A 21,855-nucleotide genomic window follows, 5' to 3' on the forward strand; every position below is an offset into this window, starting at 1 on the left:
CAGCGCTGCGAGGTCTGGACCCGGGTGATGGGTTACCACCGCCCGGTGACGGCCTTCAACCTGGGCAAGCAATCGGAGCATCGCGAGCGCCAGCATTTCGTCGAGCCACGCTGAGTGCGCCGCGAGTCCGGGCCATCGCCATGGCCCGGGCTTCGTCATCTTCATGCCCGGAGCGACGACCATGCCTGCAACCCCTTTGCATCCTACCCACCAAGCGTTGCGCATTGGCGGATTGCAGCCGATGACGACCCTCGATTACCCCGATCACCTGGCCTGCGTGCTGTTCTGCCAGGGCTGCGCATGGCGCTGCCGCTATTGCCACAACCCGGAACTGATCCGCTGCGGTGCGACGAACACCGATTGGAGCTGGGCCAAGGTGCTGGATTTCCTGCAGCAGCGCCAGGGACTGCTGCAGGCGGTCGTGTTTTCCGGTGGCGAGGCCACGCTGCAGTTGGCCTTGCCGTCGGCCATGCGTCGGGTGCGCGAGCTGGGTTTCAAAGTCGGCTTGCACAGCGCCGGGATCAAACCGGCTTCGTTCGGACGCGCACTGGCGCACTGCGACTGGGTCGGATTCGACGTCAAGGCATTGGAGGAAGAGGCGGCGCTGATCACCGGCGTCAGCGGCAGCGGCCAGGCCAACTGGAAAAGCCTGGAACTGCTGCTGGCAAGCGGTGTGAGCTACGAATGCCGCACCACGGTGCATTGGGACCTGTTCGATTGCCGGCACCTGCGACGTTTGGGCGAACGCCTGGCGGCTCAAGGCGTACGCCGCTTCGCAGTGCAGCTGGCTCGCTCGCAGCGGATGCTCGACGAGCAGTTGGGCACTGCTGCCACACCACCGCAGGCGGCAGAACTCTGGCCTTATTTCGAGCAACTGTTCGAACGTTTCGAACTGCGCGCGGCCTAGGCCAATGGCTGGAAGCGTGCCGGAAAGACCATGGGGGCCGCTCGACTACCAAGGCCCCGACATTCTAGTAACCCCTGCGCCTCGATCAGGGCGGGGGAGGAGACAACATGCTGATTACCGATAAGCGCAAGGCCCTGGCCATTCCGGCGATCTTGCGCCTGGGCTTTCGCCCCTTCTTTCTGTTCGGCGCGGGACTGGCCGTATTGGCCGTGCCGCTCTGGATCGTGGCGCTCTACGGCGCTCCTATCGCCGAGCCACAGGGCGGTTGGCTGGCCTGGCACCGCCACGAGCAGACGTTCGGCTTCGCCGGGGCCATCATCGCGGGCTTCCTGCTGACGGCGGTGCAGACCTGGACGGGGCGACCGAGCCTGTCGGGCAGGCCGTTGGCCTGGCTGGCCGCGCTCTGGTTGTTGGGGCGTATGAGCTGGTGGCTGCCTTCGGCCTGGTTGCTATTGGCGACCAACGTGGCGTTTCTGCTTGCGGTCGCGGTGATCATGGCCCGGCTGCTCTGGGCGGTACGCCAGCGGCGCAACTACCCGATCGTGCTGGTGCTCGCATTGTTGGCTGCGGCGGATTTGCTCAGTCTGCTCGGCGTGGCGCTCGGGCATGAGGTCTGGCAACGCCAGGGCTGCCTGGCAGCCATCTGGTTGGTGGCAGCGATGATGACGGTGATCGGCGGGCGGGTGATTCCCTTCTTCACCCAACGCGGGCTGGGCCGGACAGAGGCGGTGCAGCCCTGGGTCTGGCTGGATATGGCCCTGCTGGTCGGTAGCGTGCTGCTGGCCGTGCTCACCGCTGTAGGATTGCTGCTGCAGCCTCATTGGTTCGCCGCGATCCTGCTGCTGGCTCTAGGGCTGGGGCACGGCATTCGCCTGTACCGCTGGTTCGATGCCGGTCTGCTGCGGGTGCCGCTGCTGTGGTCGCTGCACCTGGCCTATGCCTGGCTGGTAGTGGCTTGCCTTGCGCTTGCGGCGTCGCAGTTGGGCGCTGCGCTGGCTTTCAGCCAGGCCCTGCATGGGCTGACCATCGGTGCCATGGGCGGCCTGATCCTGGCCATGCTGGCACGGGTGTCGCTGGGCCACACGGGGCGTGCGCTACAGTTGCCACGCGGTTTCGCCATCGCCTTCGTCGCGCTCAATCTGGCCGCGCTGGTCAGGGTCTTCGGTGTGTCTTTCGCCTACCAGCCGGCGCTCTGGCTGGCAGCCCTGGCCTGGAGCCTGGCCTTCGCACAGTATCTCTACTGCTACGGGGCCATGCTGTGTCGGCCGCGTGTCGATGGTCACCCGGGCTAGGGGCAAGAAAAACAAGTGACCTCACTGCCGCCGCGCGCTCCTGGTTGGGGCGCGCGGCGGCAGGTGCTTATTGATAGCCGACCGATTCACCCAAAGCGCGGGGGAAGAGCAGGTTGTTTTCTAGGTGGATGTGCTGCATCAGGTCGCGGCGTAGTTCATCCAGCCCACCGTAAAGCGCTCGCCAAGTGTTGCAGGCGTTGGCAGGCGGCTGCATGCCATTGGTCAATGCCACCAGACGCTGCAGGGCATCGCCGTGCTGGTCATGCTCATAGCGCATTACCGAAACCGGCGCGCCCAGCATCACACCACCGCCGCGCTGGATCATCGGGAAGAGGATTTGCTCCTCCTTCTGCATATGGCTTTCCAGTTCCTGCAGCAGGTTCATCAGCAGATCCGTCAGGCCCAGCGGGCAGTGCTCACGGCCGCCGTGCACCTGTTCGACACGGGCCGCGAGGCGGATCAGCTCCGGCAACTGCTGGCGATGGACGTCGTGGTAGCGCTCCAGGATGTGCTCGATAAGCTGCTCCGGCGGCGCCGTGCGCCAATCTTCTTCAGTTCCGGTTTCATCATCGAGCGAGAGCAGGTGCCGTTGTACCTGTTCAGCATCGATGCCGCGCTCCTGCGCTGCCTGGCGTAGGCTCTTCTGGCCACCGCAGCAGAAGTCGAGGTGGAATTCATGGAGAACCCGGGTTGCACCGGGGATGTTGCAGGCGATGTGGCCGAGGGTGTGGTCGAGCAGTTGGTTGGCCATGCATGGCTCCTTTCAGGCTGGTTTGTGCCTGTGCCCATCGCAAACACCGTGCCGGGGCAAGACTTGACGGCAATCAAGGGCTCGCGCGGCTTACAGGTCTAATCTACCCGCCACGAATCAGGTCCGGGGCACCCGAAATGGTAGATTTCACTCCCTTGCAGAACACCTTGCTCGCCGACCTGACAGGCGAGTTGCCCAGCGCCGTACGCCTGCAGCGGCTGGTAGTGAGCCTGCGTGAAGTCTTCGCCTGCAGTGCGGTGGTGCTATTGCGCCTGGATGGCGACAACCTGCGACCTCAGGCTGCGGTCGGGCTCAGCCACGAAACCCTGGGGCGCAGCTTCGCAGTTGCCAGGCACCCGCGTCTGGCACTGATCATGGAGCAGCGCGCGCCGGTACAGTTTCCGGCCGATAGCGAGCTGCCCGATCCTTACGATGGCTTGTTGCAGCACAGCCCGGACGAGCCGCTACCGGTGCACGACTGCATGGGGATGAGACTGGTGGTCGATGGTCGTACGTGGGGCGCGGTGACGCTCGATGCCTTGCGCCCCGGCACCTTCGACCGCCGCGCCGGCGAACGGCTGCAGCGCTATGGCCTGTTGATCGAGGCGGCGCTGCGGACCTGTCGACTGGAAAACGAGATTCGCAGCCTGCGTCTGGTCCGCAGTGAACCGGGCGAGGAGGGTGACGAGGCGGCGGGCATGATTCTGGGCGACAGCCCAATCCTCACGCAGTTGCTCGACGAACTCGGCGTGGTGGCTGAGTCCGAATTGCCGGTGTTGCTGCAGGGCGAAACCGGCGTCGGCAAGGAACTGTTTGCCCGTTGGCTGCATGCCCACTCGCCTCGTGCGCGCAAGCCGCTGGTGTACGTGAACTGCGCAGCGCTGCCGGAGACATTGGCGGAAAGCGAGCTGTTCGGGCATGTGCGCGGCGCGTTTTCCGGCGCCACGCAGGATCGTCCCGGGCGCTTCGAGGCCGCCAACGGCGGCACGCTGTTTCTCGACGAGATCGGTGAGCTGCCGCTGTCGATCCAGGCCAAGTTGCTGCGTGCCCTGCAGAACGGCGAGATCCAACGCCTGGGCGCCGACCGGGCGCGAAATGTCGATGTCCGTGTGATCACCGCGACCAACCGACGGTTGTGGGAAGAGGTTCGTGAGGGGCGTTTCAGGGCCGACCTCTATCATCGTCTGTCGGTCTACCCGGTGCATATCCCGCCTTTGCGCGAGCGGGGCAGGGACATCCTGTTGCTGGCCGGGCACTTTCTCGAGCTCAACCGCGCGCGCCTGGGCCTGCGTTGCCTGCGCCTGTCAGCCGATGCCGAGGAAGCGCTGCTGGGCTATTGCTGGCCAGGCAACGTGCGTGAACTGGAGCATGTGATCAGCAGGGCTGCGCTCAAGGTATTGAGCCAGGCCGAGTCGCGTACCGCCTTGCTCAGTATCGGTGCCTCCTGGTTGGGGCTGGAGGGGCCGGTCGCGCTGCCGGCAAGCGCCCCTGCAACGCCAGCGCTGATATCCAGCCAGAGCCTGCAGCAGAGTGTGGACCGCTATCAGCGAGAGCTGATCCGCAATGCGCTGAGCGAGCATGGTGGTAAGTGGGCCGCTACCGCCCGGGCGCTGGCCGTCGATCCGAGCAACTTGCGCAAGCTGGCAAGGCGTTTGAACCTTCTTTGATTGCAAACAATAGGCGGGATGCGCTGCATTCCCGCAGGCTAGACCGCAAGAGCTTTATTCCAGGGGCACCAGGCGCACCTGGGCGATATCGGTACTCGCTTTCTCTTGCGGCTCTGCCAGATCCATACCCCAATCGCCATGCTCATACCAATCATCGCCGAGCATCTCGACCGGGTGCATGGTGCGGTCGGCGCCATTGCCGCAGGCCAGCGAATCAGCCGGGCAATAGCGATCACAGCCCCAGCAGATGCGATCGGGGCGGCTCGGGTGCAAGGGAAACTTCTTGGCCATTTCAGCGTTTCCTGCCTGGCTTGTCGTCCTCTCAAGCCTAGTGGCGCCAGTTGTGGCGGCCTTGATCGATATCAAGTTTCGGCGCATTCGGCGCCGTGAGGCACCGGCCGAACCGACTTGATCGCAGTCAAGGCGACCTCGGTGATGCGTCGCCTAGAGTGGCGCCTCGCTGTCGAAGCAGGAGTCGAATCATGCATCTGGTCTGTCCCGCGGGAAGTCTTCCCGCCCTCAAGGCCGCGCTGAATCAGGGGGCGGATGCCATCTACGTGGGCTTTCGCGATGACACCAACGCCCGTCATTTTGCTGGCCTGAATCTGGATGACCGTCAGCTGGACATGGGTTTGCAGCTCATCCGTCAGCGCGGCCGTCAGCTCTATGTCGCGGTCAACACCTACGCGCAGGCGCAGGGCTGGCAGCGCTGGCAACGCGCGGTGGACCAGGCCGCCGCACTCGGAGTGGACGCGCTGATTGCCGCCGATCCGGGTGTGCTGGCCTATGCCAGTCGCCATCATCCCGACCTCAACCTGCACCTCTCGGTGCAGGGCTCTGCCACCAACGCTGCGGCACTGGCGTTCTACCAGCAGCGCTACAACATTCGCCGGGCCGTGCTACCGCGGGTACTGTCGCTGGCCCAGGTGCGCCAGGTGGCGGAAAAGAGCAGCGTGCCGCTGGAGGTCTTCGCCTTCGGCAGCCTGTGCATCATGGCTGAGGGGCGCTGCCATCTGTCGTCCTACGTTACCGGCGAGTCCCCCAATCTGTGCGGCGTCTGTTCGCCGGCCAAGGCCGTGCGCTGGCAGGAAGATACCCAGGGCCTGAATTCGCGTCTGGGCGGGGTGTTGATCGACCGCTATGCGCAGGGCGAGCCGGCTGGCTATCCGACCCTATGCAAGGGTCGCTTCCTGGTCGAGGGCCAGCGCTTCCACGCCCTGGAGGAACCCACCAGCCTCAACACCATCGATCTGATCCCGCAGTTGGCCGAGATGGGCATCGCCGCGGTGAAGATCGAAGGACGCCAGCGCAGTCCGGCGTATGTCGAGCAGGTTACCCGGGTCTGGCGCGAAGCGCTGGATGCCCATGCCACTGGCCATTTCGTCGTCCAGGAACGCTGGCGCCAGGAGCTGGCGCGGCTGTCCGAGGGCAGCCAGACCACGCTTGGCGCCTATCATCGATCCTGGCAATGAGGAAGCTATGAAACTGAGTCTGGGCCCCGTCCTGTTCTACTGGAGTCGCAGCAAACTGCTGGACTTCTATGCCGAGATGGCCGAACAACCGTTCGATATCATCTACCTGGGCGAAACGGTTTGCTCCAAGCGCCGCGCGCTGTCGTTGGACGACTGGCTGCAACTGGCCCGCGAACTGCGCACATGCACCGGCGCCGAGCTGGTGCTGTCCGGCCTGGCGCTGGTCGAGGCTGCCTCCGAACTGGCCAGCCTGCGCCGCCTTTGCGACAATGGCGAATTGCTGGTAGAGGCCAATGACATGGGAGCGGTACAGCTGCTTGCCGAGCGGGGCCTGCCTTTCGTCGCCGGGCCGGCGCTGAACCTGTACAACGCCCATGCCTTGCATGAGCTGATGACGTGCGGGCTGCAACGCTGGGTTCCCCCCGTGGAGTGCTCCGGGCAACTGCTGCACGATTGCCTGCAACAACTCGATGCCCTGCAGATAGAACGCCCGGAAGTCGAGCTGTTCGCCTACGGCCATCTACCACTGGCGTACTCGGCGCGCTGCTTCACGGCGCGGGCTGAAAACCGGCCCAAGGATGACTGCCAGTTTTGCTGCCAGAACTACCCCGAGGGCATCGCGCTGCTCAGCCAGGAGGCGCAGCCGTTGTTCACCCTCAATGGCATCCAGACCCTGTCTGCTGAGGTCAGCAATCTCCTGGCTGACTACCCGGCCCTAGCCGACAGCGGGGTGGACATCCTGCGCCTAAGTCCGCGCAGCGAAGGTATGGCACAGGTAATCGGGGATTTCGCCGCGGTGCGCGACGGAGGCCTGCCGCCCCTGGCGGTGAGTGGTTGCAACGGTTACTGGCACGGCCTTCCGGGCATGCTGACGGCGCAGGGGCTGAACTCATGACCCTGGCCCAACGACTGGTGAAACTGGGCACGCCGCTATTGCCACTCGGGCAGTACGTCCCCTTTGCCGTACAGCGCCGGCTGATCGAAAGCGCGGCGGCCCGGTTGTTCGCCAAGCCACTGGCCGAGGGTGCGTTCGATCTGCTGGCGGGACGTTGGCTGCGCATCGAGATCAGCGACCTGGGCCTGGCCTGGTGCGTGAGCTGCGTCGGCACCAAGCTATTGGTACGGCGCCGAGCGGCAGTGGACGTGACCATTCGCGGCAGTTGGCGCGACTTCCTTCTACTGGCCAGCCGCCGGGAAGACCCGGATACCTTGTTCTTTCGCCGTCACCTGGTGATCGAGGGCGACACCGATCTCGGGCTGGGTGTGAAGAATCTACTCGATGCGCTCGAACCGCAGGAACTTTCACCCAAAGCCTGGCAGCTGATCCAGGCGATTGGCGAAGCCGTGCGCTGAGTGAGGCTGACCGCGCGCTGTCAGCCTGATTCTGCGCTTCGCTGCAGCCGTTGCTGGAGGTCGCGCGCGTCATAGGGCGCCCGGACCTTCACGTCGTTATCGAAGTAACAGTAAAGATCGCGCGCCGTTCGGCGGGGTTTATGTGCCTCGTCGATCAGCCGGGCATCGTCGGGTTGCCCGCCGGCGGTCCAGATTTCGATGCGCTGCTGCCAATGCTGCAGGGCTTCAGGCGAATACCCGCTGACATACAACTCGGCATCGCCGTGCAGGCGCAGGTAGAGGAAGTCGGCGGTGATGTCTTCGGCATAAGGCCATTTGCCTGCCGTGTCTGCCACCACCAGGGCGATGCCGTGTTGGCGCAGCAGCTTGATGAACGCCGGGTCGCAGAAACTGGCATTGCGAATCTCCACGGCATGCCGCAGGGGGCGATCCGCTGCGGCGTCCAGGTAGCCGGCCACGTGCAGTCGGGCGGAGGCGTGACGGGCGAGGCTGCGGGCCTGGTCGGTATCGGTTGGCAGCTTGGCGACGAACTCGGCGAAGAGGGTTTCGTCGAAGCGGAAGCTGGGTGGAAACTGCCAGAGGATGGGGCCAAGTTTTTCCTTCAGCCCCAGCAGGCCGGACGCGAAGAAGTTGGCCAGCGGTTCGTCGATGTCGACCAGACGGCGCACGTGGGTGATGAAGCGCGGCGCCTTGACGCTGAAGACGAAGTCATCGGGCGTCTGTGCTGCCCACTTGCTATAGCGCTCGGGCGTCTGCAGGCCGTAGAACGAGCCGTTGATCTCGATGCTGTTCACCTCACGCGAGGCGAACTCCAGTTCACGCCGCTGCACCAGACCCTTGGGGTAGAAGTCGCCGCGCCAGGGCGCGTAGCGCCAGCCGGAAATGCCGATGCGGACATCGCTCATGGCGCCACCCGCCACAGGCGTAGGCAGCGCTGTTGGGGCAGAACGAAAAAGCTCATTGGCATCACCTCATAGCTCGCATGTGGCATTCGATGCCTGGCCGGCGCCAATCATTCGAGCGAATTTTCTCTGAACCGCAGGCTCTGGGCGCGGACACAATTGTATGGACCTGCGCGGAGGAATTTCGAGATGTCCGGTGAAATCAGTCTGCTATTCATTGCGCTCGGCGTGATCATCATCCTGCTCGACCTATGGGCCATCGTCAGCGTCTTTCGCAGCGACAAGGGTGTAGAGACAAAAGCCATGTGGTCACTGGTGATCGTGCTGTTCCCGATACTGGGGCTGGGCCTGTGGGGCTTGTTCGGGCCGCGTGGCATGAGCCCGCCGCCGTCCTCGCCGGAGCACAGCAAGTAACGGCAGGTGAGAAGAGGAAGGTCAGATGACCGTTGAGAGTTCGACGGCACCGGCCATTTGCGCCGGCCACGCCCAGTACGGAGACGAACGCCATGCCTAGGGCCATCTGGAAAGGCGCCATCAGCTTCGGTCTGGTTCATATCCCGGTTGCCCTGGTGTCGGCCACGTCGACCCAGGGCGTGGATTTCGACTGGCTGGACAAGCGCAGCATGGACCCGGTTGGCTACAAGCGGGTGAACAAGGTCACCGGAAAGGAAGTGACCAAGGAAAATATCGTCAAGGGGGTGGCCTACGAAAAGGGCCGCTACGTGGTGCTCAGCGAAGAAGAGATTCGCGAAGCGCACCCCAAATCGACGCAGACCATCGATATTTTCGCCTTCGTCGATAGCGTGCAGATTCCCCTGCAGCACATCGACAAGCCGTATTACCTGGCGCCGGATCGTCGGGGTGAAAAGGTCTATGCGCTGCTACGCGAAGCGCTGAGCAGCACCGACAAGGTGGCCCTGGCTCATGTGGTGCTGCACACCCGCCAGCACCTGGCGGCGCTGATGCCGATCGACTCGGCAATGGTGCTGGTGATCCTGCGCTGGCCAAGCGAAGTGCGTGGGCTGGAGACGCTGGAGCTGGATGATTCGGTAACCAAGCCCAAGTTGGCCAAAAGCGAGCTGGACATGGCCAAGCGCCTGATCAAGGACATGAGCGGCGACTGGCAGCCTGAGGAATATCAGGACAGCTTCCAGGACCGCATCATGGCGCTGGTGGAGAAGAAGGCCAAGGCTGGCAAGATCGAGAACGTCGAGCGAGTCGAGGGCGAGGAGGAGCGCCGCAGCGCCGATGTCATCGACCTGACCGAACTGCTCAAACGCAGCCTGGGTGGCAAGCCCGACAGCAAGTCGAAAGCCAAGCCCAAGGCCAGCACGCCACGCAAGAGCCCCAAGACTGCACGCAAATAAGCCGGGATACCGACCATGGCCAGAGCGCAGAGCGAATACAACCGCAAACGCAATTTCGAGCAGACCAGCGAACCCCGCGAGCAACCGCGCAAGCGCCGCAGCAAGGCCGGTGCGCTGCGCTTCGTGGTGCAGAAACATGATGCGCGCCGCCTGCACTACGACTTTCGCCTTGAGCTGGACGGCACCCTGAAGAGCTGGGCGGTGCCCAAGGGGCCGAGCCTGGACCCGACGCAAAAGCGCCTGGCAGTTCACGTCGAGGATCACCCGCTGGATTACGCCAGCTTCGAGGGCAGCATCGCCGAGGGCAACTACGGTGCGGGCGACGTGATCGTCTGGGACCATGGCATCTGGCAGCCCCAAGGCGATCCGGCGGCCGCCTACAAGGCCGGCAAGCTCAAGTTCACCTTGGTGGGCGAGAAGCTGGCCGGGGACTGGACGCTGGTGCGCACCCGGCTACGCGGCAGCAGCGACAAGGAGCAGTGGCTGCTGATCAAGGAGCGCGACGACACCGCGCGGCCCAGCGACGAGTACGACATCGTCGAGGCGCAGCCGCAAAGTGTGATCAGCGGCGCGCTGGTGGGTGGTCCGAGCAAAACGGCCAAGCGCAAGGCGCCGGCCAAGCCGGCAAGGAGTCGCAAGACGCAGGCGGAGTTCCCTGACAGCCTGGCGCCGCAACTGGCGACCCTAGCCGAGCGTCCGCCCGAAGGCGACTGGCTGTATGAGGTGAAGTTCGACGGTTATCGAATCCTGGCGCGGGTGCGCGGCGATGAAGTGCGTCTGTTCACCCGCAATGGCCATGACTGGACGGAGCGCCTGCCGCAGCAGGCCAAGGCTCTGGCCAAGCTGGGCCTGAGCGACAGCTGGCTCGACGGCGAGGTCGTGGCCCTCAATGAGCAAGGCCTGCCGGACTTCCAGCAACTGCAGAACGCGTTCGACATCGGCCGCAGCCACGATCTCATCTACTACCTGTTCGATGCGCCGTTTCTCAACGGCGAAGACATGCGCGAGGTGCCCCTGGAAACTCGGCGCGGCAAACTCAAGACTGCCTTGGGCAGCACGCGGCGCAGCCCGCTGCGTTTCTCCGAGGCCTTCACCGCCCATCACCGGGACATCGTCGAGAGCGCCTGCGCCATGTCGCTGGAAGGCGTCATCGGCAAGCGCTCGGGCAGCCTCTATGTGTCGCGCCGCAGCGCCGACTGGATCAAGCTCAAATGCCGCCTGCGCCAGGAGTTCGTCATCGTCGGTTACACCAAGCCGCAGGGCAGCCGCAGCGGCTTCGGCGCGCTGTTGTTGGCGGTGAACGAGGCGGAGGGGCTGCGTTATGCCGGGCGGGTCGGCACCGGGTTCGGGGAAGCGTCGCTCAAGACCCTGCATGAGCAATTGCGCAAGCTGGCACGAGACAAATCGCCACTCGAGCGGAAACTGACCGCCGCCCAGGCCCGTGGTGTGAGCTGGGTCGAGCCGCAACTGGTCGGCGAGGTCGAGTTCGCCGAATGGACGCGCGAAGGCATCGTGCGCCAGGCCAGCTTCATCGCCTTGCGCAGTGACAAGCCGGCGGCGCAGATCGTTCGTGAGCATCCGCGTGCGCCAGGCGCCGCAGCGGAGAAACAGACCAAGAAGGCAGAAAGTTCGCGCAAGTCATCCGCCAAGCCGGTAGTGGCCGGGGTACCGATCAGCAATCCGCAGCGGGTTATCGACCCGGAAAGCGGCACGACGAAACTGCAGCTGGCCCAGTTCTATGCGGATATCGCCGAATGGTTGCTGCCGTACCTGCGCAACCGGCCGGTGTCGCTGGTGCGGGCGCCGGACGGGGTAGAGGGGGAACAATTCTTCCAGAAGCATGCCGAGCGTCTGGCGATTCCCAACATCAAACACCTCGACCCCAAGCTGGACCCCGGCCACGCGCGGTTGATGGAAATCGACAGCGTGCCGGCCCTGGTCGGTGCAGCGCAGATGGGCTGCATCGAGTTCCACCGCTGGGGCGGTACCAGCGACCGCATCGAAACGCCCGATCATTTCGTGCTCGATCTCGACCCGGACCCGGCGTTGCCGTGGCGCAGCATGCTGGAGGCGACCCGGCTGACCCTGAGCGTGCTCGACGAGCTGGGCCTGCAGGCATTTCTCAAGACCAGCGGCGGCAAGGGCATGCACATCATCGTGCCGCTTGCCCGGCACGCCGACTGGGATACGGTCAAGGGCTTCGCCAAGGCCCTGGCGCAGTTCATGGCTAAGCAATTGCCCGAGCGTTTTACCGCGACGTCGGGGCCTAAGAACCGAGTGGGGAAAATCTTCATCGACTATCTGCGCAACGGTCGCGGTGCCAGTACGGTATCGGCCTACTCGGTGCGCGCGCGGCCCGGCCTGCCGGTTTCGGTGCCGATCGCCCGGGACGAGCTTGACGGCCTGCGCAGCGCCCAGCAGTGGACGGTCGCCAATCTGCAGCAGCGTCTCGATGGGCTGCGCCATGACCCGTGGGATGGGTATGCCAACCGCCAGCGCCTGACCCGCGCCATGTGGGACCGGCTCGGCGCCGAAGCGCCATGATCTGCGCCGTCAGATCAGCAGCAGGACCAGCAAGACCGCGCAGGTTCCCAGCAGGGCGGTCACCCGCGCTGAACTCAACGCCAATGCGTGCCCGCGCGACCTGCGGGTAAAGCGCCCTTGCACCTCGTGCAGACCATCGACGCTTTCCAAAAGGTTGTCGCCTGCCGTTTCTGGCTGGCCCTCGCTCAGTTGGTCTTGCCAGGCGCGACGCGCCAGTAACCGGTCGAGCAAGCCTGGGAAGAACTGGTTGCCGAGGATGGCCTTGATGGTGGGCAGGCCGACCCAGAGTTCCCGTGGAGGTGCACTCGCGACGCTGAGGATGGCGCGCGCTGCGACGCCGGGGTCATGAATGGGCGGCACGGGTTGCACGCGTTGACCCAGTTTGTTGCGGGCCCACTCGAACTGCGGGGTATTGATCGCCGGCAGCTGCACCATGCAGACCTTGACCTTGCTGCCCTGGTGGATGAGTTCGCAGCGAAGCGAGTCGGTGAAGCCGCGCAGTGCGAACTTCGCTGCGCAATAGGCTGACTGCAAGGGAATGGCGCGATAGGCGAGTGCCGAACCGACCTGGATGATCACCCCGCGATTACGTGCGCGCATCAGCGGTAGCGCCGCCAGGGTGCCATGTACGGCGCCGAGGTAGGTCACCTCAGTAACGCGCCTGATCTCCTCCGGCGTCAACTGCTCGATCGCAGCGAACACCGTGACCATCGCCGACTTGACCCAGACGTCGATGGGGCCGAGCTCGGCCTCGAAACGTTGCGCCGCCAGCGCCAGCGCCAGGGCATTGGCATCGGCGATATCCGCGCTGATCGCCAGGGTCGGGACGTCGTAGGCCTCTAGCTCCGATGTCGCTGCTGCCAACCCTTCCTCGCTGCGGGCCAGCAAGCCAACGGCATAGCCCGCGGCAGCGAAAGCATGCGCGGTGGCCCGCCCGACACCGGCGCTGGCCCCGCAGATCACCACCACCGGGCAATCGTCTTTTTTCATTCAAACAGCCTCGAGGATCACTTCTTGTGCTTACCCGGCAGCAGCGAACCGAACAATTGCTTGGCGGTTTGCGCAAGGATGCCGCGCTGGTCCGGGTCGACCTGCAGCAGGGTGGAGGCGAACTGCTTGGCCTGTTCCAGGCTGATATGCGGCGGCAACGGTGGGACATCCGGATCGGTGCGAAATTCCAGCAACACCGGACGATCCGCAGCCAGAGCCTGCTCCCAGGCCGGGCCGACGTCCTCTTCACGCTCGATCAACAGGCCGAGCAGGCCAATAGAGTTGGCGAAGGCGTGGTAGGGCACGTCGGGAATGTTCTGCGAAGCCTCGAATTTCGGGTCGCCTTCCATCACCCTCTGCTCCCAGGTGACCTGGTTGAGGTCCTGGTTGTTGAACACCGCGAGCACCCATTGCGGGTTCTGCCACTCGCGCCAGTACTTGGCCACGGTGATCAGCTCAGCCAGATTGTTCATCTGCATGGCGCCGTCACCCACCAGGCCGACCACCGGACGATCCGGATGGGCGAACTTGGCGGCGATAGCATAAGGCACCGCCGCGCCCATCGACGCCAAGCCGCCGGACAGCGAGCAGAGCATGTCGCGGCGGATCTTCAGATCGCGGGCATACCAGTTGGCGCAGGAGCCGGAGTCGCAGGTGACCACGGCGCGCTCGGGCAGGCGCGGCGACAGCTCGTAGACCACCCGCTGCGGGTTGATCGGGTTGGCCGACACCATGGCGCGGCTTTCCAGGGTCTGGTCCCAGTCGGTGCGCCACCCTTCGATGGTGGTGCGCCAGCTGTCATCCGCCTTGTTCTCCAGCAAAGGAAGCAGGGCGCGCAGGGTCTCGGCGGCATCGCCCTGCAGGTTGACCTCCATTGGATAGCGCAGGCTGAGCATGTCGGGCTGGATGTCGATCTGCACGCCACGCGCCTGTCCCTCCTCCGGCAGGAACTCGGAGTAGGGGAAGCCGGAACCGATCATCAGCAGGGTGTCGCATTCCTCCATCATCTTGTAGCTCGGCACCGTACCGAGCAGGCCGATGGAGCCGGTGACCCAGGGCAAATCGTCAGGCAGCACGGCCTTGCCCAGCAGCGCCTTGGCCACACCGGCGCCGAGTTTCTGCGCGACTTCGAAGACCTCATCACTGGCATTCAGCGCCCCGGCGCCTACCAGTATGGCGACCTTCTTGCCGCTGTTGAGCACTTCGGCAGCGCGCTGCAGATCCGCTTCATAGGGCACGACGCGCGGGTGGCTGTAGCCGATGCCACTGTGCAGGGTGCCGTGCTTGTGCGGCGGCTCGGCGTATTCGGCCTCCTGCAGGTCGTTGGGCAGGATGATCGCGGTCACCCGGCGTTCACCGACGGCGGTGCGGATGGCGCGGTCGATCAGATGACGCACCTGCGCCGGTGCGCTGGCCTGCTGGACGAAGGCGCCGGCAACATCCTTGAACACCGAGACCAGGTCCAGCTCCTGCTGGTAATGCCCGCCGAGCGCGGTGCGCGCCTGCTGGCCGGTAATCGCCAGCACCGGCATGTGATCCATACGTGCATCGTAGAGACCGGTCAGCAAGTGGGTCGCGCCGGGGCCGGAGGTGGCGATGCAGACGCCCAGCTGGCCGGAGAACTTGGCATCTGCCGCAGCCATGAAGGCAGCCATCTCTTCGTGGCGGGCCTGGATGAAGCGGATCTTTCCATTGGCCCGGCTAAGCGCGCCGAACACGCCATTGATGCCATCGCCGGGGTAACCATAAATGCGACGAACGCCCCACTGGTAGAGTCGCTCGACGATGAAATCTCCGACTGTCGTGGCCATTTGCACCCTCCGTTAAATCGAGTTTCGGCCAGACGAGGCAGCGGTAACCAGGCGGCTACCGCTGTCATGACCGCTGATTAGGGTGGACGTGAAGCAGCGGCGGAAGTTTCTCCTGTTTGACCTGTGGTCAGTGCGGGCGGCGGCCGTTGTCATCATCGCTTCGCCATATCGTCACATCACTGCCACCGTGATTGGTTGCAATCGCTGCAAACGCCTGGAGGATTGCTGCGATGCAGATATGCGTGATAGGAGCGGGGTACGTGGGGCTGGTGACGGCGACCTGCCTGGCCGAGATGGGCAACCAGGTGGTCTGCGTCGAGCGCGATCCGCAGCGCGTTGCACAGCTTTCGCAAGGTAAGGTGCCGATCTACGAGCCGGGCCTGGAGGCGTTGCTCAGGGCGCAGCTGGCGGCGGGGCAGCTCAGCTTCACCGCGCAGCTTCAGGCCGGAATCCGCCGCGCCGAGGTCATCTTCATCGCGGTGGGCACACCCAGTGGTGAGGACGGTTCGGCCGACCTGAGTCATGTGCTGGCGGTTGCCGATGATCTGGGCGAGCGGCTCGAACATGCCTGCCTGGTCGTCGACAAGTCCACCGTGCCGGTGGGCACCGCCGAACGCGTCGAGCAGCGCATCAACGCCGGCCTGACCCGTCGCGGCAAACGAGCACGAGTAACCGTTGCCAGCAATCCGGAGTTTCTCAAGGAGGGCTCTGCGGTCGAGGATTTCATGCGGCCTGATCGGGTCATCGTCGGCTGTGACGACGAGCGTGGATGTGAGCTGCTGCGCAGGCTGTATGCACCGTTCCTGCGCAATCATGACCGCCTGCTGTGCATGGGTGTGCGCGCGGCCGAGTTCAGCAAGTACGCGGCCAACGCCTTCCTGGCCACCAAGATTTCCTTCATCAACGAAATGGCCGGCATCTGTGCGCGCCTGGGCGTCGATATCGAGGAGGTACGCCGCGGCATCGGCAGCGACCGACGCATTGGTACGCACTTCATCTATGCCGGCTGCGGCTATGGCGGCTCGTGCTTTCCCAAGGACGTCAAGGCGCTGATCCGTACCGCCGAGCACGAGGGCATCGAGCCAGGCATCCTACGTGCGGTCGAAGCGCGCAATGCGCTGCAGAAGACGCTGCTGTTCCAGGCCCTGCGCGAACATTTCAACGGTCATCTGTTGGGGCGAGTCGTCGCGCTCTGGGGGCTGGCGTTCAAGCCCGGTACCGATGATCTGCGCGAAGCGCCGAGCCTGGTGCTGCTCGATGCGCTGCTGATCGCCGGGGCCAGGGTGCAGGCCTGCGATCCGGCGGCTGCGGCCGCTGTCGCGGCGCGCTATCCGTCGGCGGTCGAGTCGGGGCAACTGGCGCTGAGCGAATCCCCCTATGCCGTCACCCAGGGCGCCGATGCGCTGGTCCTGGTGACCGAGTGGAAGCAATTTCGTCAGCCGGATTTCCCGCGCATCCGCGGCATGATGCGTATGCCGGTGCTGTTCGACGGGCGCAACATCTACGATGCCGGCCAGTTGGCCGAGCAGGGGTTTCTCTATCGTGGCATCGGCCGGCCTGCAAGCGGCAGTTGTAAGGCCAGCGCGGCTTGATAGACTGAGTGCGCATTCCAACCATCCCCATTAGGGAGTCCCATGATCAAGAAATGCCTGTTCCCCGCTGCCGGTTACGGCACGCGCTTTTTGCCTGCTACCAAGGCAATGCCGAAGGAAATGTTGCCGGTGGTGAACAAGCCACTGATTCAATATGGGGTCGAAGAGGCACTGGAGGCTGGCCTCAACGAGATTTCCATCGTCACCGGTCGCGGTAAGCGCGCGCTGGAAGACCATTTCGACGTGAGCTACGAGCTCGAGCACCAGATCAAGGGCACCGACAAGGAAAAATACCTGGTTGGCATCCGCCGTCTGATCGACGAGTGCAGCTTCTCCTACACTCGTCAGGTCGAGATGAAAGGTCTTGGCCACGCCATCCTCTGCGGCCAGCCGCTGATCGGTGACGAGCCCTTCGCCGTGGTCCTGGCCGACGACCTGTGCCTGAACCTCGAAGGCGATAGCGTACTGGCGCAGATGGTCAAGCTGTACAAACAGTTCCGTTGCTCCATCGTCGCCATCCAGGAAGTGCCAAAGGACGAAACCTCCAAGTACGGTGTGATCGCCGGCGAGATGATCCGCGAGGACATCTACCGCGTCAGCAACATGGTGGAGAAGCCCAAGCCCGAGGACGCGCCGTCGAACCTGGCGATCATCGGTCGCTACATCCTCACCCCGGATATCTTCGACCTGATCCGCAGCACGCCGCCAGGCAAGGGCGGTGAGATCCAGATCACCGACGCGCTGATGCGCCAGGCCCAGCAGGGCTGCGTGATGGCGTACAAGTTCAAGGGGCAGCGTTTCGACTGCGGTAGCGCCGAGGGTTACATCGACGCGACCAATTTCTGCTTCGAGAATCTGTACAAGACCGGCAAGGCGTTCTGATACGCCGCCAGGTCAGTACTCGGGTACGTCAGTCGAGAAAACGCCGCGATTGTCTTGCATGATCGCGGCGTTCTTCATTGCTTTACCGGACCGAATGTTTTTCGCGGACAAGTCCGCTCCCACGGGGGGATTGAGCTGACAGCTCATATCCTGAGGGAGCGGACTTGTTCGCGCAGCTGTTGTGCTCGAATCACTGACCGTACCTGGGAACGGGCATTTGCTCCGAGCCGGGGCCGAGCGGCTGGCCGTAGCTGAATTCCACGTAATTGCCGGCCGGGTCACGCACGCCGCAGTAATAGCCAACCGGGTAGGGCTCGTCGCGCGGCGCCCAGATCAGGCAGCCTTTGCGCTCGGCCAGGGCGGCGATGCGGTCGACTTCCTCGCGGCTGCTCAGGGCGAAGCCGAAGTGGCTGTAGTCGTTGGCGGCCAGGTTGCGGTCCTGGCCGCCGGGCATGATGACGAAGATGAACTGGTGCTCCTTGCCCGGTTCGGCCATCCAGACGATACGCGTGCCCTTGCCGGGGCGTTCGTGGATCACCTGCATGCCACAGAACTGCGCATAGAAGGCGATGCAGGCATCGAGATCGGGGACGTGCAGGGCGAGATGAGTCAGGGTAGGGCGCATATCCACCTCCTGCTTCCAATTTAGCGCTAGCCTTTACGGTATGCTCCCCATCTGCCAAGGAGATACCTCATGAGTTACGACTTCGATCTGTTCGTGATCGGCGCCGGTTCCGGCGGCGTACGTGCGGCGCGTTTCGCCGCTGGTTTTGGTGCTCGCGTCGCGGTCGCCGAGAGCCGCTACCTGGGCGGCACCTGCGTCAACGTTGGCTGCGTACCGAAGAAACTGCTGGTGTACGGCGCGCATTTCGCCGAGGACTTCGAGCAGGCCTCGGGTTTCGGCTGGTCGCTGGGCGAGGCGAATTTCGACTGGCCGACTCTGATCGCCAACAAGAACCGCGAGATCGAGCGCCTCAATGCCATCTACCGCAATCTGTTGACCAACAGCGGCGTCAGTCTGTTCGAGGGCCATGCGCGCATCGTCGATGCCCACACCGTCGAGGTCAATGGCCAGCGCCACAGCGCCGAGCGCATTCTCATCGCCACTGGCGGCTGGCCGCAGATTCCGGACATTCCTGGTCGCGAGCACGCCATCAGTTCCAACGAAGCCTTCTTCCTCAAGCAACTGCCCAAGCGCGTGCTGGTGGTCGGCGGCGGCTATATCGCCGTGGAGTTCGCCTCGATCTTCCATGGCCTGGGCGCGCAGACCTCGCTGCTGTATCGCGGCGATTTGTTCCTGCGCGGCTTCGACGGCGCGGTGCGTGAGCACCTGCGCGACGAGCTGAGCAAGAAAGGCCTGGACCTGCAGTTCAATGCCGACATCGCCAGCATCGAACGCAAGGCCGACGGCAGCCTCGCCGCCACGCTAAAGGACGGCCGCGTACTGGAGGCCGATTGTGTGTTCTACGCCACCGGCCGTCGCCCGATGCTCGACAACCTCGGTCTGGAGAATGTCGAGGTCAAGCTGGACAAGCGCGGCTACATCGAAGTCGATGATCTGTTCCAGACCTCCACATCGTCGATTCTCGCCCTCGGCGATGTGATCGGCCGCGTGCAGCTCACGCCGGTCGCGCTGGCCGAAGGCATGGCCGTGGCGCGTCGGCTGTTCAAGCCGGAGGAATATCGTCCACTGGACTACCGGATGATTCCCACCGCCGTGTTCAGCCTGCCGAACATCGGCACCGTTGGCCTCAGCGAAGAGCAGGCCATCGAAGACGGGCACAAGGTGAAGATTTTCGAGAACCGCTTCCGTCCGATGAAGCTGACGCTCACCGAGAACCCGGAGCGCACCCTGATGAAGCTGGTGGTGGATGCCGACAACGACCGCGTGCTCGGCTGCCATATGGTCGGCCCGGAGGCAGGCGAGATCGTCCAGGGTCTGGCCATCGCGCTCAAGGCCGGTGCGACCAAGCAGATCTTCGATGAGACCATCGGCGTGCACCCGAGCGCCGCCGAGGAATTCGTTACGCTACGTACGCCGGTCAGCCGCTGAGGGCCTCATGGAAACGCTGTTCTACGTCGCCGACCTGTTCGGCGTGGCAGTGTTCGCCATCACCGGTGCGCTGATGGCCGGACGCAAGTCCATGGACCTGTTCGGCGTACTGGTGATGGCCATCGTTACCGCCCTGGGTGGCGGCACGCTGCGTGACCTGATTCTGGACAACCATCCGGTCAGCTGGATTCGCGACGACACCTATATCCTTGTCGCCTCCCTGGCGGCATTGGGTACCGTGGCCTGGGTGCGCATGACCCGGCCGATTCACGAGAAGGGCCTGCTGATCGCCGATGCCTTTGGTCTGGCCGTGTTCACCGTGTACGGCACCGAGCTGGCGTTGCAGAACGGTACGCCGATCAGCACCGCGGTGATCATGGGGGTGATGACCGGCGTGGTCGGCGGGGTCATTCGTGACGTGCTGTGCAACGAGATCCCGCTGATCTTCCAGAAGGAAATCTACGCCACCGCCTGCATCGCCGGCGCGCTTACCTTCATCGGTCTGCGCGCCCTGGGTACGCCGCACTGGCTGGATACTGCCGCAGCGATGTTCGTGGTGTTGGCGGCCCGGCTGGCGGCGATTCACTGGCATCTCGGTCTGCCGCGCTTCCACCTGCTCGACCGGCATTGAACAGACCACTTTCGATTTCGTGCTGCTGCTGATCATCGGCGAGGCCACGCAGCAGGCGCTGCTGGGCGATGATTCTGGTGGTTGCGACCCTGATCGCGCTGGACCTCGGTGCAGCGCTGCTCAAGCGCCGCAATGAATGGCTGGCACGCCTGCTCGATGGATCGCCGATCATCATCGTCGAAGACGGCGTGCCGATGCAGTGGCGTATGAGCAAGGCGCGCCTGACCCTCGACGACATCATGGAATCGGCGCGAGAGAGCGGGCTAGAGCGGCTGGACCAGATTCGCTACGCGATCGTCGAGCGTAACGGCAAGATTTCCATCATCCAGCGGCCTGACGAAAAATCCACATGACCGCTCGTCAGTGATTGCCGAGCGAGGCGGATAAATAGCCTGAACGTCCTCGCAGGGCCCTTCCTCCAAGTCAGTGCACGGGCAGTTTTGCCCATCACTGAGGAGAAACGAAATGACTAACAAAAACCCTGGCAACTTCGCCAACGATCGTGAAAAAGCTTCCGAAGCAGGCAAAAAAGGCGGCCAGAACAGCGGCGGCAATTTTGCCAATGATCGCCAGAAAGCCTCCGAGGCTGGCCGCAAAGGTGGTCAGAACAGCCACGGTGGAGGCCGCAGTTGAGTGATTGCGTAGCCTGGGGGAGGCCCGCTACGGGCCTCCTTTCCCTCACTCACAACACAGCGCTCGCAGCGAAACGGCAATCGCGCGAAATTCCTTGAACTGCAAAGACTTCAGCCAGGTCAAGTTCTAGTACCGAGTCACTCAACTGGTACAGAAACCATGATCAAGAAATGTTTGTTTCCCGCCGCCGGTTACGGCACCCGTTTTCTTCCCGCTACCAAGTCGATGCCCAAGGAAATGCTGCCGGTAGTCGACACCCCGTTGATCCAGTATGGCGTTGAAGAAGCACTGCAAGCCGGGCTGCATGAAATTGCCATCGTTACTGGTCGGGGCAAGCGCTCGCTGGAAGACCACTTCGACATCAGCTACGAGCTGGAGCACGAGATTTCCAATACCGGCAAGGAAAAATCCCTCAGCGGCGTACGCCACCTGATCGATCAGTGCACCTTCTCCTACACCCGTCAGATCGAAATGAAAGGCCTTGGCCACGCCATCCTCACCGGCCGTTCATTGATCGGCGACGAAGCGTTCGCCGTGGTACTGGCCGACGACCTGTGCCTGAACCTGGAAGGCGACGGCGTACTGACCCAGATGGTCAAGCTCTACGAGCAGTTCCGCTGTTCCATCGTGGCCATCCAGGAAGTGCCGATGGAGGAGGTTTCGCGCTACGGCGTGATCGCCGGCGAAGCGCTGCGTGACGACATCTTCCGCATCGAGCGAATGGTGGAAAAACCCAACCCTGAAGATGCGCCGTCGAACCTGGCAATCATCGGCCGCTATATCCTCACACCGGACATTTTCGAACTGATCGAACAGACCGAGCCAGGCAAGAGCGGCGAGATCCAGATTACCGATGCGCTGATGAAACAGGCCCAGCAGGGCTGTGTGCTGGCCTACAAGTTCAAGGGTCGCCGCTTCGACTGCGGTTCGGCCGAAGGCTATGTGCAGGCTACCAATTTCTGTTTCGAGAATCGCCATAAAACCCACCCGGTGATGGCCAGCCCGCGT

The 21,855-nt window shown here is 63.8% G+C and carries 22 protein-coding genes and 1 pseudogene; 17 read left to right on the plus strand and 6 right to left on the minus strand.

What is annotated here, in order from left to right:
- From nrdD to B3P22_RS22395, 3 genes are all read left to right on the plus strand, one after another.
- On the plus strand, positions 1-114 hold a 114-nt coding region (gene nrdD, locus B3P22_RS22385), incomplete at its 5' end, for an anaerobic ribonucleoside-triphosphate reductase (protein ID WP_296272587.1).
- 67 nt (positions 115-181) lie between these two features.
- Entirely contained in the window at positions 182-907 is a 726-nt protein-coding gene (locus B3P22_RS22390; protein ID WP_296272569.1) for an anaerobic ribonucleoside-triphosphate reductase activating protein, read from the plus strand.
- 107 nt (positions 908-1,014) lie between these two features.
- Positions 1,015-2,199 carry an NnrS family protein gene (locus B3P22_RS22395; protein ID WP_296272570.1) on the plus strand — a complete coding sequence of 395 codons (1,185 nt, stop codon included), beginning with the start codon at positions 1,015-1,017 and terminating at the stop codon, positions 2,197-2,199.
- Positions 2,200-2,266: 67 nt separating this feature from the next.
- On the opposite strand, the gene ytfE is transcribed toward B3P22_RS22395, so the two are convergent.
- Entirely contained in the window at positions 2,267-2,950 is a 684-nt protein-coding gene (gene ytfE / locus B3P22_RS22400; protein WP_296272571.1) for an iron-sulfur cluster repair protein YtfE, read from the minus strand.
- A 137-nt stretch (positions 2,951-3,087) separates the two neighbouring features.
- Between ytfE and norR the strand changes: the two genes are divergently transcribed.
- Positions 3,088-4,617, plus strand: coding sequence for a nitric oxide reductase transcriptional regulator NorR (gene norR, locus B3P22_RS22405; RefSeq protein WP_296272572.1), 1,530 nt, complete (start codon positions 3,088-3,090; stop codon positions 4,615-4,617).
- 54 nt (positions 4,618-4,671) lie between these two features.
- On the opposite strand, the gene B3P22_RS22410 is transcribed toward norR, so the two are convergent.
- Positions 4,672-4,908 (minus strand): DUF3079 domain-containing protein, encoded by a 237-nt coding sequence (locus B3P22_RS22410; RefSeq protein ID WP_296272573.1) that lies wholly within the window; start codon positions 4,906-4,908, stop codon positions 4,672-4,674.
- Between the two features lie 191 nt (positions 4,909-5,099).
- Between B3P22_RS22410 and ubiU the strand changes: the two genes are divergently transcribed.
- Genes ubiU through ubiT form a run of 3 tightly spaced genes read left to right on the plus strand, consistent with a single transcriptional unit; the run spans position 5,100 to position 7,442 of the window.
- Complete coding sequence (gene ubiU / locus B3P22_RS22415; RefSeq protein WP_296272574.1) at positions 5,100-6,089, plus strand: ubiquinone anaerobic biosynthesis protein UbiU; 990 nt, start codon at positions 5,100-5,102, stop codon at positions 6,087-6,089.
- 7 nt (positions 6,090-6,096) lie between these two features.
- The gene (locus tag B3P22_RS22420; RefSeq protein ID WP_296272575.1) at positions 6,097-6,984 is read left to right on the plus strand and encodes a U32 family peptidase; all 888 of its coding nucleotides are present in this window, start codon (positions 6,097-6,099) and stop codon (positions 6,982-6,984) included.
- Positions 6,981-7,442: a ubiquinone anaerobic biosynthesis accessory factor UbiT gene (ubiT, locus tag B3P22_RS22425; protein WP_296272576.1), complete on the plus strand. Its 462-nt coding sequence runs from the start codon at positions 6,981-6,983 to the stop codon at positions 7,440-7,442. Before B3P22_RS22420 ends, ubiT begins: the two co-directional genes overlap by 4 nt.
- Before the next feature lie 20 nt (positions 7,443-7,462).
- Here the strand turns inward: ubiT and B3P22_RS22430 are convergent, their stop codons facing one another.
- Positions 7,463-8,347: a DUF72 domain-containing protein gene (locus B3P22_RS22430; RefSeq protein WP_296272577.1), complete on the minus strand. Its 885-nt coding sequence runs from the start codon at positions 8,345-8,347 to the stop codon at positions 7,463-7,465.
- A gap of 186 nt (positions 8,348-8,533) precedes the next feature.
- Here B3P22_RS22430 and B3P22_RS22435 point away from each other — a divergent pair, with 186 nt between their 5' ends.
- From B3P22_RS22435 to ligD, 3 genes are all read left to right on the plus strand, one after another.
- Positions 8,534-8,758: a PLDc N-terminal domain-containing protein gene (locus B3P22_RS22435; protein ID WP_197855657.1), complete on the plus strand. Its 225-nt coding sequence runs from the start codon at positions 8,534-8,536 to the stop codon at positions 8,756-8,758.
- A 92-nt stretch (positions 8,759-8,850) separates the two neighbouring features.
- Positions 8,851-9,711, plus strand: coding sequence for a Ku protein (locus B3P22_RS22440; protein ID WP_296272578.1), 861 nt, complete (start codon positions 8,851-8,853; stop codon positions 9,709-9,711).
- Between the two features lie 15 nt (positions 9,712-9,726).
- The gene (ligD, locus tag B3P22_RS22445; RefSeq protein ID WP_296272579.1) at positions 9,727-12,255 is read left to right on the plus strand and encodes a DNA ligase D; all 2,529 of its coding nucleotides are present in this window, start codon (positions 9,727-9,729) and stop codon (positions 12,253-12,255) included.
- 9 nt (positions 12,256-12,264) lie between these two features.
- Here the strand turns inward: ligD and B3P22_RS22450 are convergent, their stop codons facing one another.
- Together B3P22_RS22450 and B3P22_RS22455 are read right to left on the minus strand one after the other, a co-directional pair.
- Positions 12,265-13,245, minus strand: coding sequence for an SDR family oxidoreductase (locus B3P22_RS22450; protein ID WP_296272580.1), 981 nt, complete (start codon positions 13,243-13,245; stop codon positions 12,265-12,267).
- 17 nt (positions 13,246-13,262) lie between these two features.
- Positions 13,263-15,056, minus strand: a complete 1,794-nt coding sequence (locus B3P22_RS22455) for a thiamine pyrophosphate-requiring protein (RefSeq protein ID WP_296272581.1) — start codon at positions 15,054-15,056, stop codon at positions 13,263-13,265.
- Between the two features lie 230 nt (positions 15,057-15,286).
- Between B3P22_RS22455 and B3P22_RS22460 the strand changes: the two genes are divergently transcribed.
- Together B3P22_RS22460 and galU (B3P22_RS22465) are read left to right on the plus strand one after the other, a co-directional pair.
- Positions 15,287-16,648 (plus strand): UDP-glucose dehydrogenase family protein, encoded by a 1,362-nt coding sequence (locus B3P22_RS22460; RefSeq protein ID WP_296272582.1) that lies wholly within the window; start codon positions 15,287-15,289, stop codon positions 16,646-16,648.
- Positions 16,649-16,690: 42 nt separating this feature from the next.
- Positions 16,691-17,530 (plus strand): UTP--glucose-1-phosphate uridylyltransferase GalU, encoded by an 840-nt coding sequence (gene galU, locus B3P22_RS22465; protein WP_296272583.1) that lies wholly within the window; start codon positions 16,691-16,693, stop codon positions 17,528-17,530.
- Positions 17,531-17,720: 190 nt separating this feature from the next.
- On the opposite strand, the gene B3P22_RS22470 is transcribed toward galU (B3P22_RS22465), so the two are convergent.
- Complete coding sequence (locus B3P22_RS22470) at positions 17,721-18,155, minus strand: VOC family protein (RefSeq protein ID WP_296272584.1); 435 nt, start codon at positions 18,153-18,155, stop codon at positions 17,721-17,723.
- Between the two features lie 69 nt (positions 18,156-18,224).
- Between B3P22_RS22470 and gorA the strand changes: the two genes are divergently transcribed.
- From gorA to galU (B3P22_RS22495), 5 genes and pseudogenes are all read left to right on the plus strand, one after another.
- Positions 18,225-19,583: a glutathione-disulfide reductase gene (gene gorA, locus B3P22_RS22475; protein WP_296272585.1), complete on the plus strand. Its 1,359-nt coding sequence runs from the start codon at positions 18,225-18,227 to the stop codon at positions 19,581-19,583.
- A 7-nt stretch (positions 19,584-19,590) separates the two neighbouring features.
- Positions 19,591-20,214 (plus strand): trimeric intracellular cation channel family protein, encoded by a 624-nt coding sequence (locus tag B3P22_RS22480; protein WP_197855666.1) that lies wholly within the window; start codon positions 19,591-19,593, stop codon positions 20,212-20,214.
- 4 nt (positions 20,215-20,218) lie between these two features.
- Positions 20,219-20,567: pseudogene (locus B3P22_RS22485) on the plus strand (DUF421 domain-containing protein); the annotation flags it as partial.
- 112 nt (positions 20,568-20,679) lie between these two features.
- On the plus strand, positions 20,680-20,847 hold the full coding sequence (locus B3P22_RS22490; protein WP_197855667.1) for a general stress protein: 168 nt from the start codon (positions 20,680-20,682) through the stop codon (positions 20,845-20,847).
- Between the two features lie 159 nt (positions 20,848-21,006).
- Positions 21,007-21,855: UTP--glucose-1-phosphate uridylyltransferase GalU (gene galU, locus B3P22_RS22495; RefSeq protein ID WP_296272586.1), on the plus strand; the 849-nt coding region annotated here is incomplete at its 3' end.

This window comes from Pseudomonas sp. UBA6323 (assembly GCF_002439135.1).
Lineage (GTDB): Bacteria > Pseudomonadota > Gammaproteobacteria > Pseudomonadales > Pseudomonadaceae > Aquipseudomonas.

What these genes read in the sequence shown, in the direction of transcription:
- ubiT (WP_296272576.1), top strand. Translation starts at nt 6,981, where the DNA reads ATGACCCTGGCCCAACGACTGGTGAAACTGGGCACGCCGCTATTGCCA.
- B3P22_RS22390 (WP_296272569.1), top strand. Translation starts at nt 182, where the DNA reads ATGCCTGCAACCCCTTTGCATCCTACCCACCAAGCGTTGCGCATTGGC.
- ligD (WP_296272579.1), top strand. Translation starts at nt 9,727, where the DNA reads ATGGCCAGAGCGCAGAGCGAATACAACCGCAAACGCAATTTCGAGCAG.
- B3P22_RS22430 (WP_296272577.1), bottom strand. Translation starts at nt 8,347, where the DNA reads ATGAGCGATGTCCGCATCGGCATTTCCGGCTGGCGCTACGCGCCCTGG.
- B3P22_RS22395 (WP_296272570.1), top strand. Translation starts at nt 1,015, where the DNA reads ATGCTGATTACCGATAAGCGCAAGGCCCTGGCCATTCCGGCGATCTTG.
- B3P22_RS22440 (WP_296272578.1), top strand. Translation starts at nt 8,851, where the DNA reads ATGCCTAGGGCCATCTGGAAAGGCGCCATCAGCTTCGGTCTGGTTCAT.
- B3P22_RS22490 (WP_197855667.1), top strand. Translation starts at nt 20,680, where the DNA reads ATGACTAACAAAAACCCTGGCAACTTCGCCAACGATCGTGAAAAAGCT.
- B3P22_RS22410 (WP_296272573.1), bottom strand. Translation starts at nt 4,908, where the DNA reads ATGGCCAAGAAGTTTCCCTTGCACCCGAGCCGCCCCGATCGCATCTGC.
- B3P22_RS22420 (WP_296272575.1), top strand. Translation starts at nt 6,097, where the DNA reads ATGAAACTGAGTCTGGGCCCCGTCCTGTTCTACTGGAGTCGCAGCAAA.
- B3P22_RS22480 (WP_197855666.1), top strand. Translation starts at nt 19,591, where the DNA reads ATGGAAACGCTGTTCTACGTCGCCGACCTGTTCGGCGTGGCAGTGTTC.
- ytfE (WP_296272571.1), bottom strand. Translation starts at nt 2,950, where the DNA reads ATGGCCAACCAACTGCTCGACCACACCCTCGGCCACATCGCCTGCAAC.
- galU (WP_296272583.1), top strand. Translation starts at nt 16,691, where the DNA reads ATGATCAAGAAATGCCTGTTCCCCGCTGCCGGTTACGGCACGCGCTTT.
- ubiU (WP_296272574.1), top strand. Translation starts at nt 5,100, where the DNA reads ATGCATCTGGTCTGTCCCGCGGGAAGTCTTCCCGCCCTCAAGGCCGCG.
- B3P22_RS22450 (WP_296272580.1), bottom strand. Translation starts at nt 13,245, where the DNA reads ATGAAAAAAGACGATTGCCCGGTGGTGGTGATCTGCGGGGCCAGCGCC.
- B3P22_RS22470 (WP_296272584.1), bottom strand. Translation starts at nt 18,155, where the DNA reads ATGCGCCCTACCCTGACTCATCTCGCCCTGCACGTCCCCGATCTCGAT.
- norR (WP_296272572.1), top strand. Translation starts at nt 3,088, where the DNA reads ATGGTAGATTTCACTCCCTTGCAGAACACCTTGCTCGCCGACCTGACA.
- B3P22_RS22435 (WP_197855657.1), top strand. Translation starts at nt 8,534, where the DNA reads ATGTCCGGTGAAATCAGTCTGCTATTCATTGCGCTCGGCGTGATCATC.
- B3P22_RS22455 (WP_296272581.1), bottom strand. Translation starts at nt 15,056, where the DNA reads ATGGCCACGACAGTCGGAGATTTCATCGTCGAGCGACTCTACCAGTGG.
- B3P22_RS22460 (WP_296272582.1), top strand. Translation starts at nt 15,287, where the DNA reads ATGCAGATATGCGTGATAGGAGCGGGGTACGTGGGGCTGGTGACGGCG.
- gorA (WP_296272585.1), top strand. Translation starts at nt 18,225, where the DNA reads ATGAGTTACGACTTCGATCTGTTCGTGATCGGCGCCGGTTCCGGCGGC.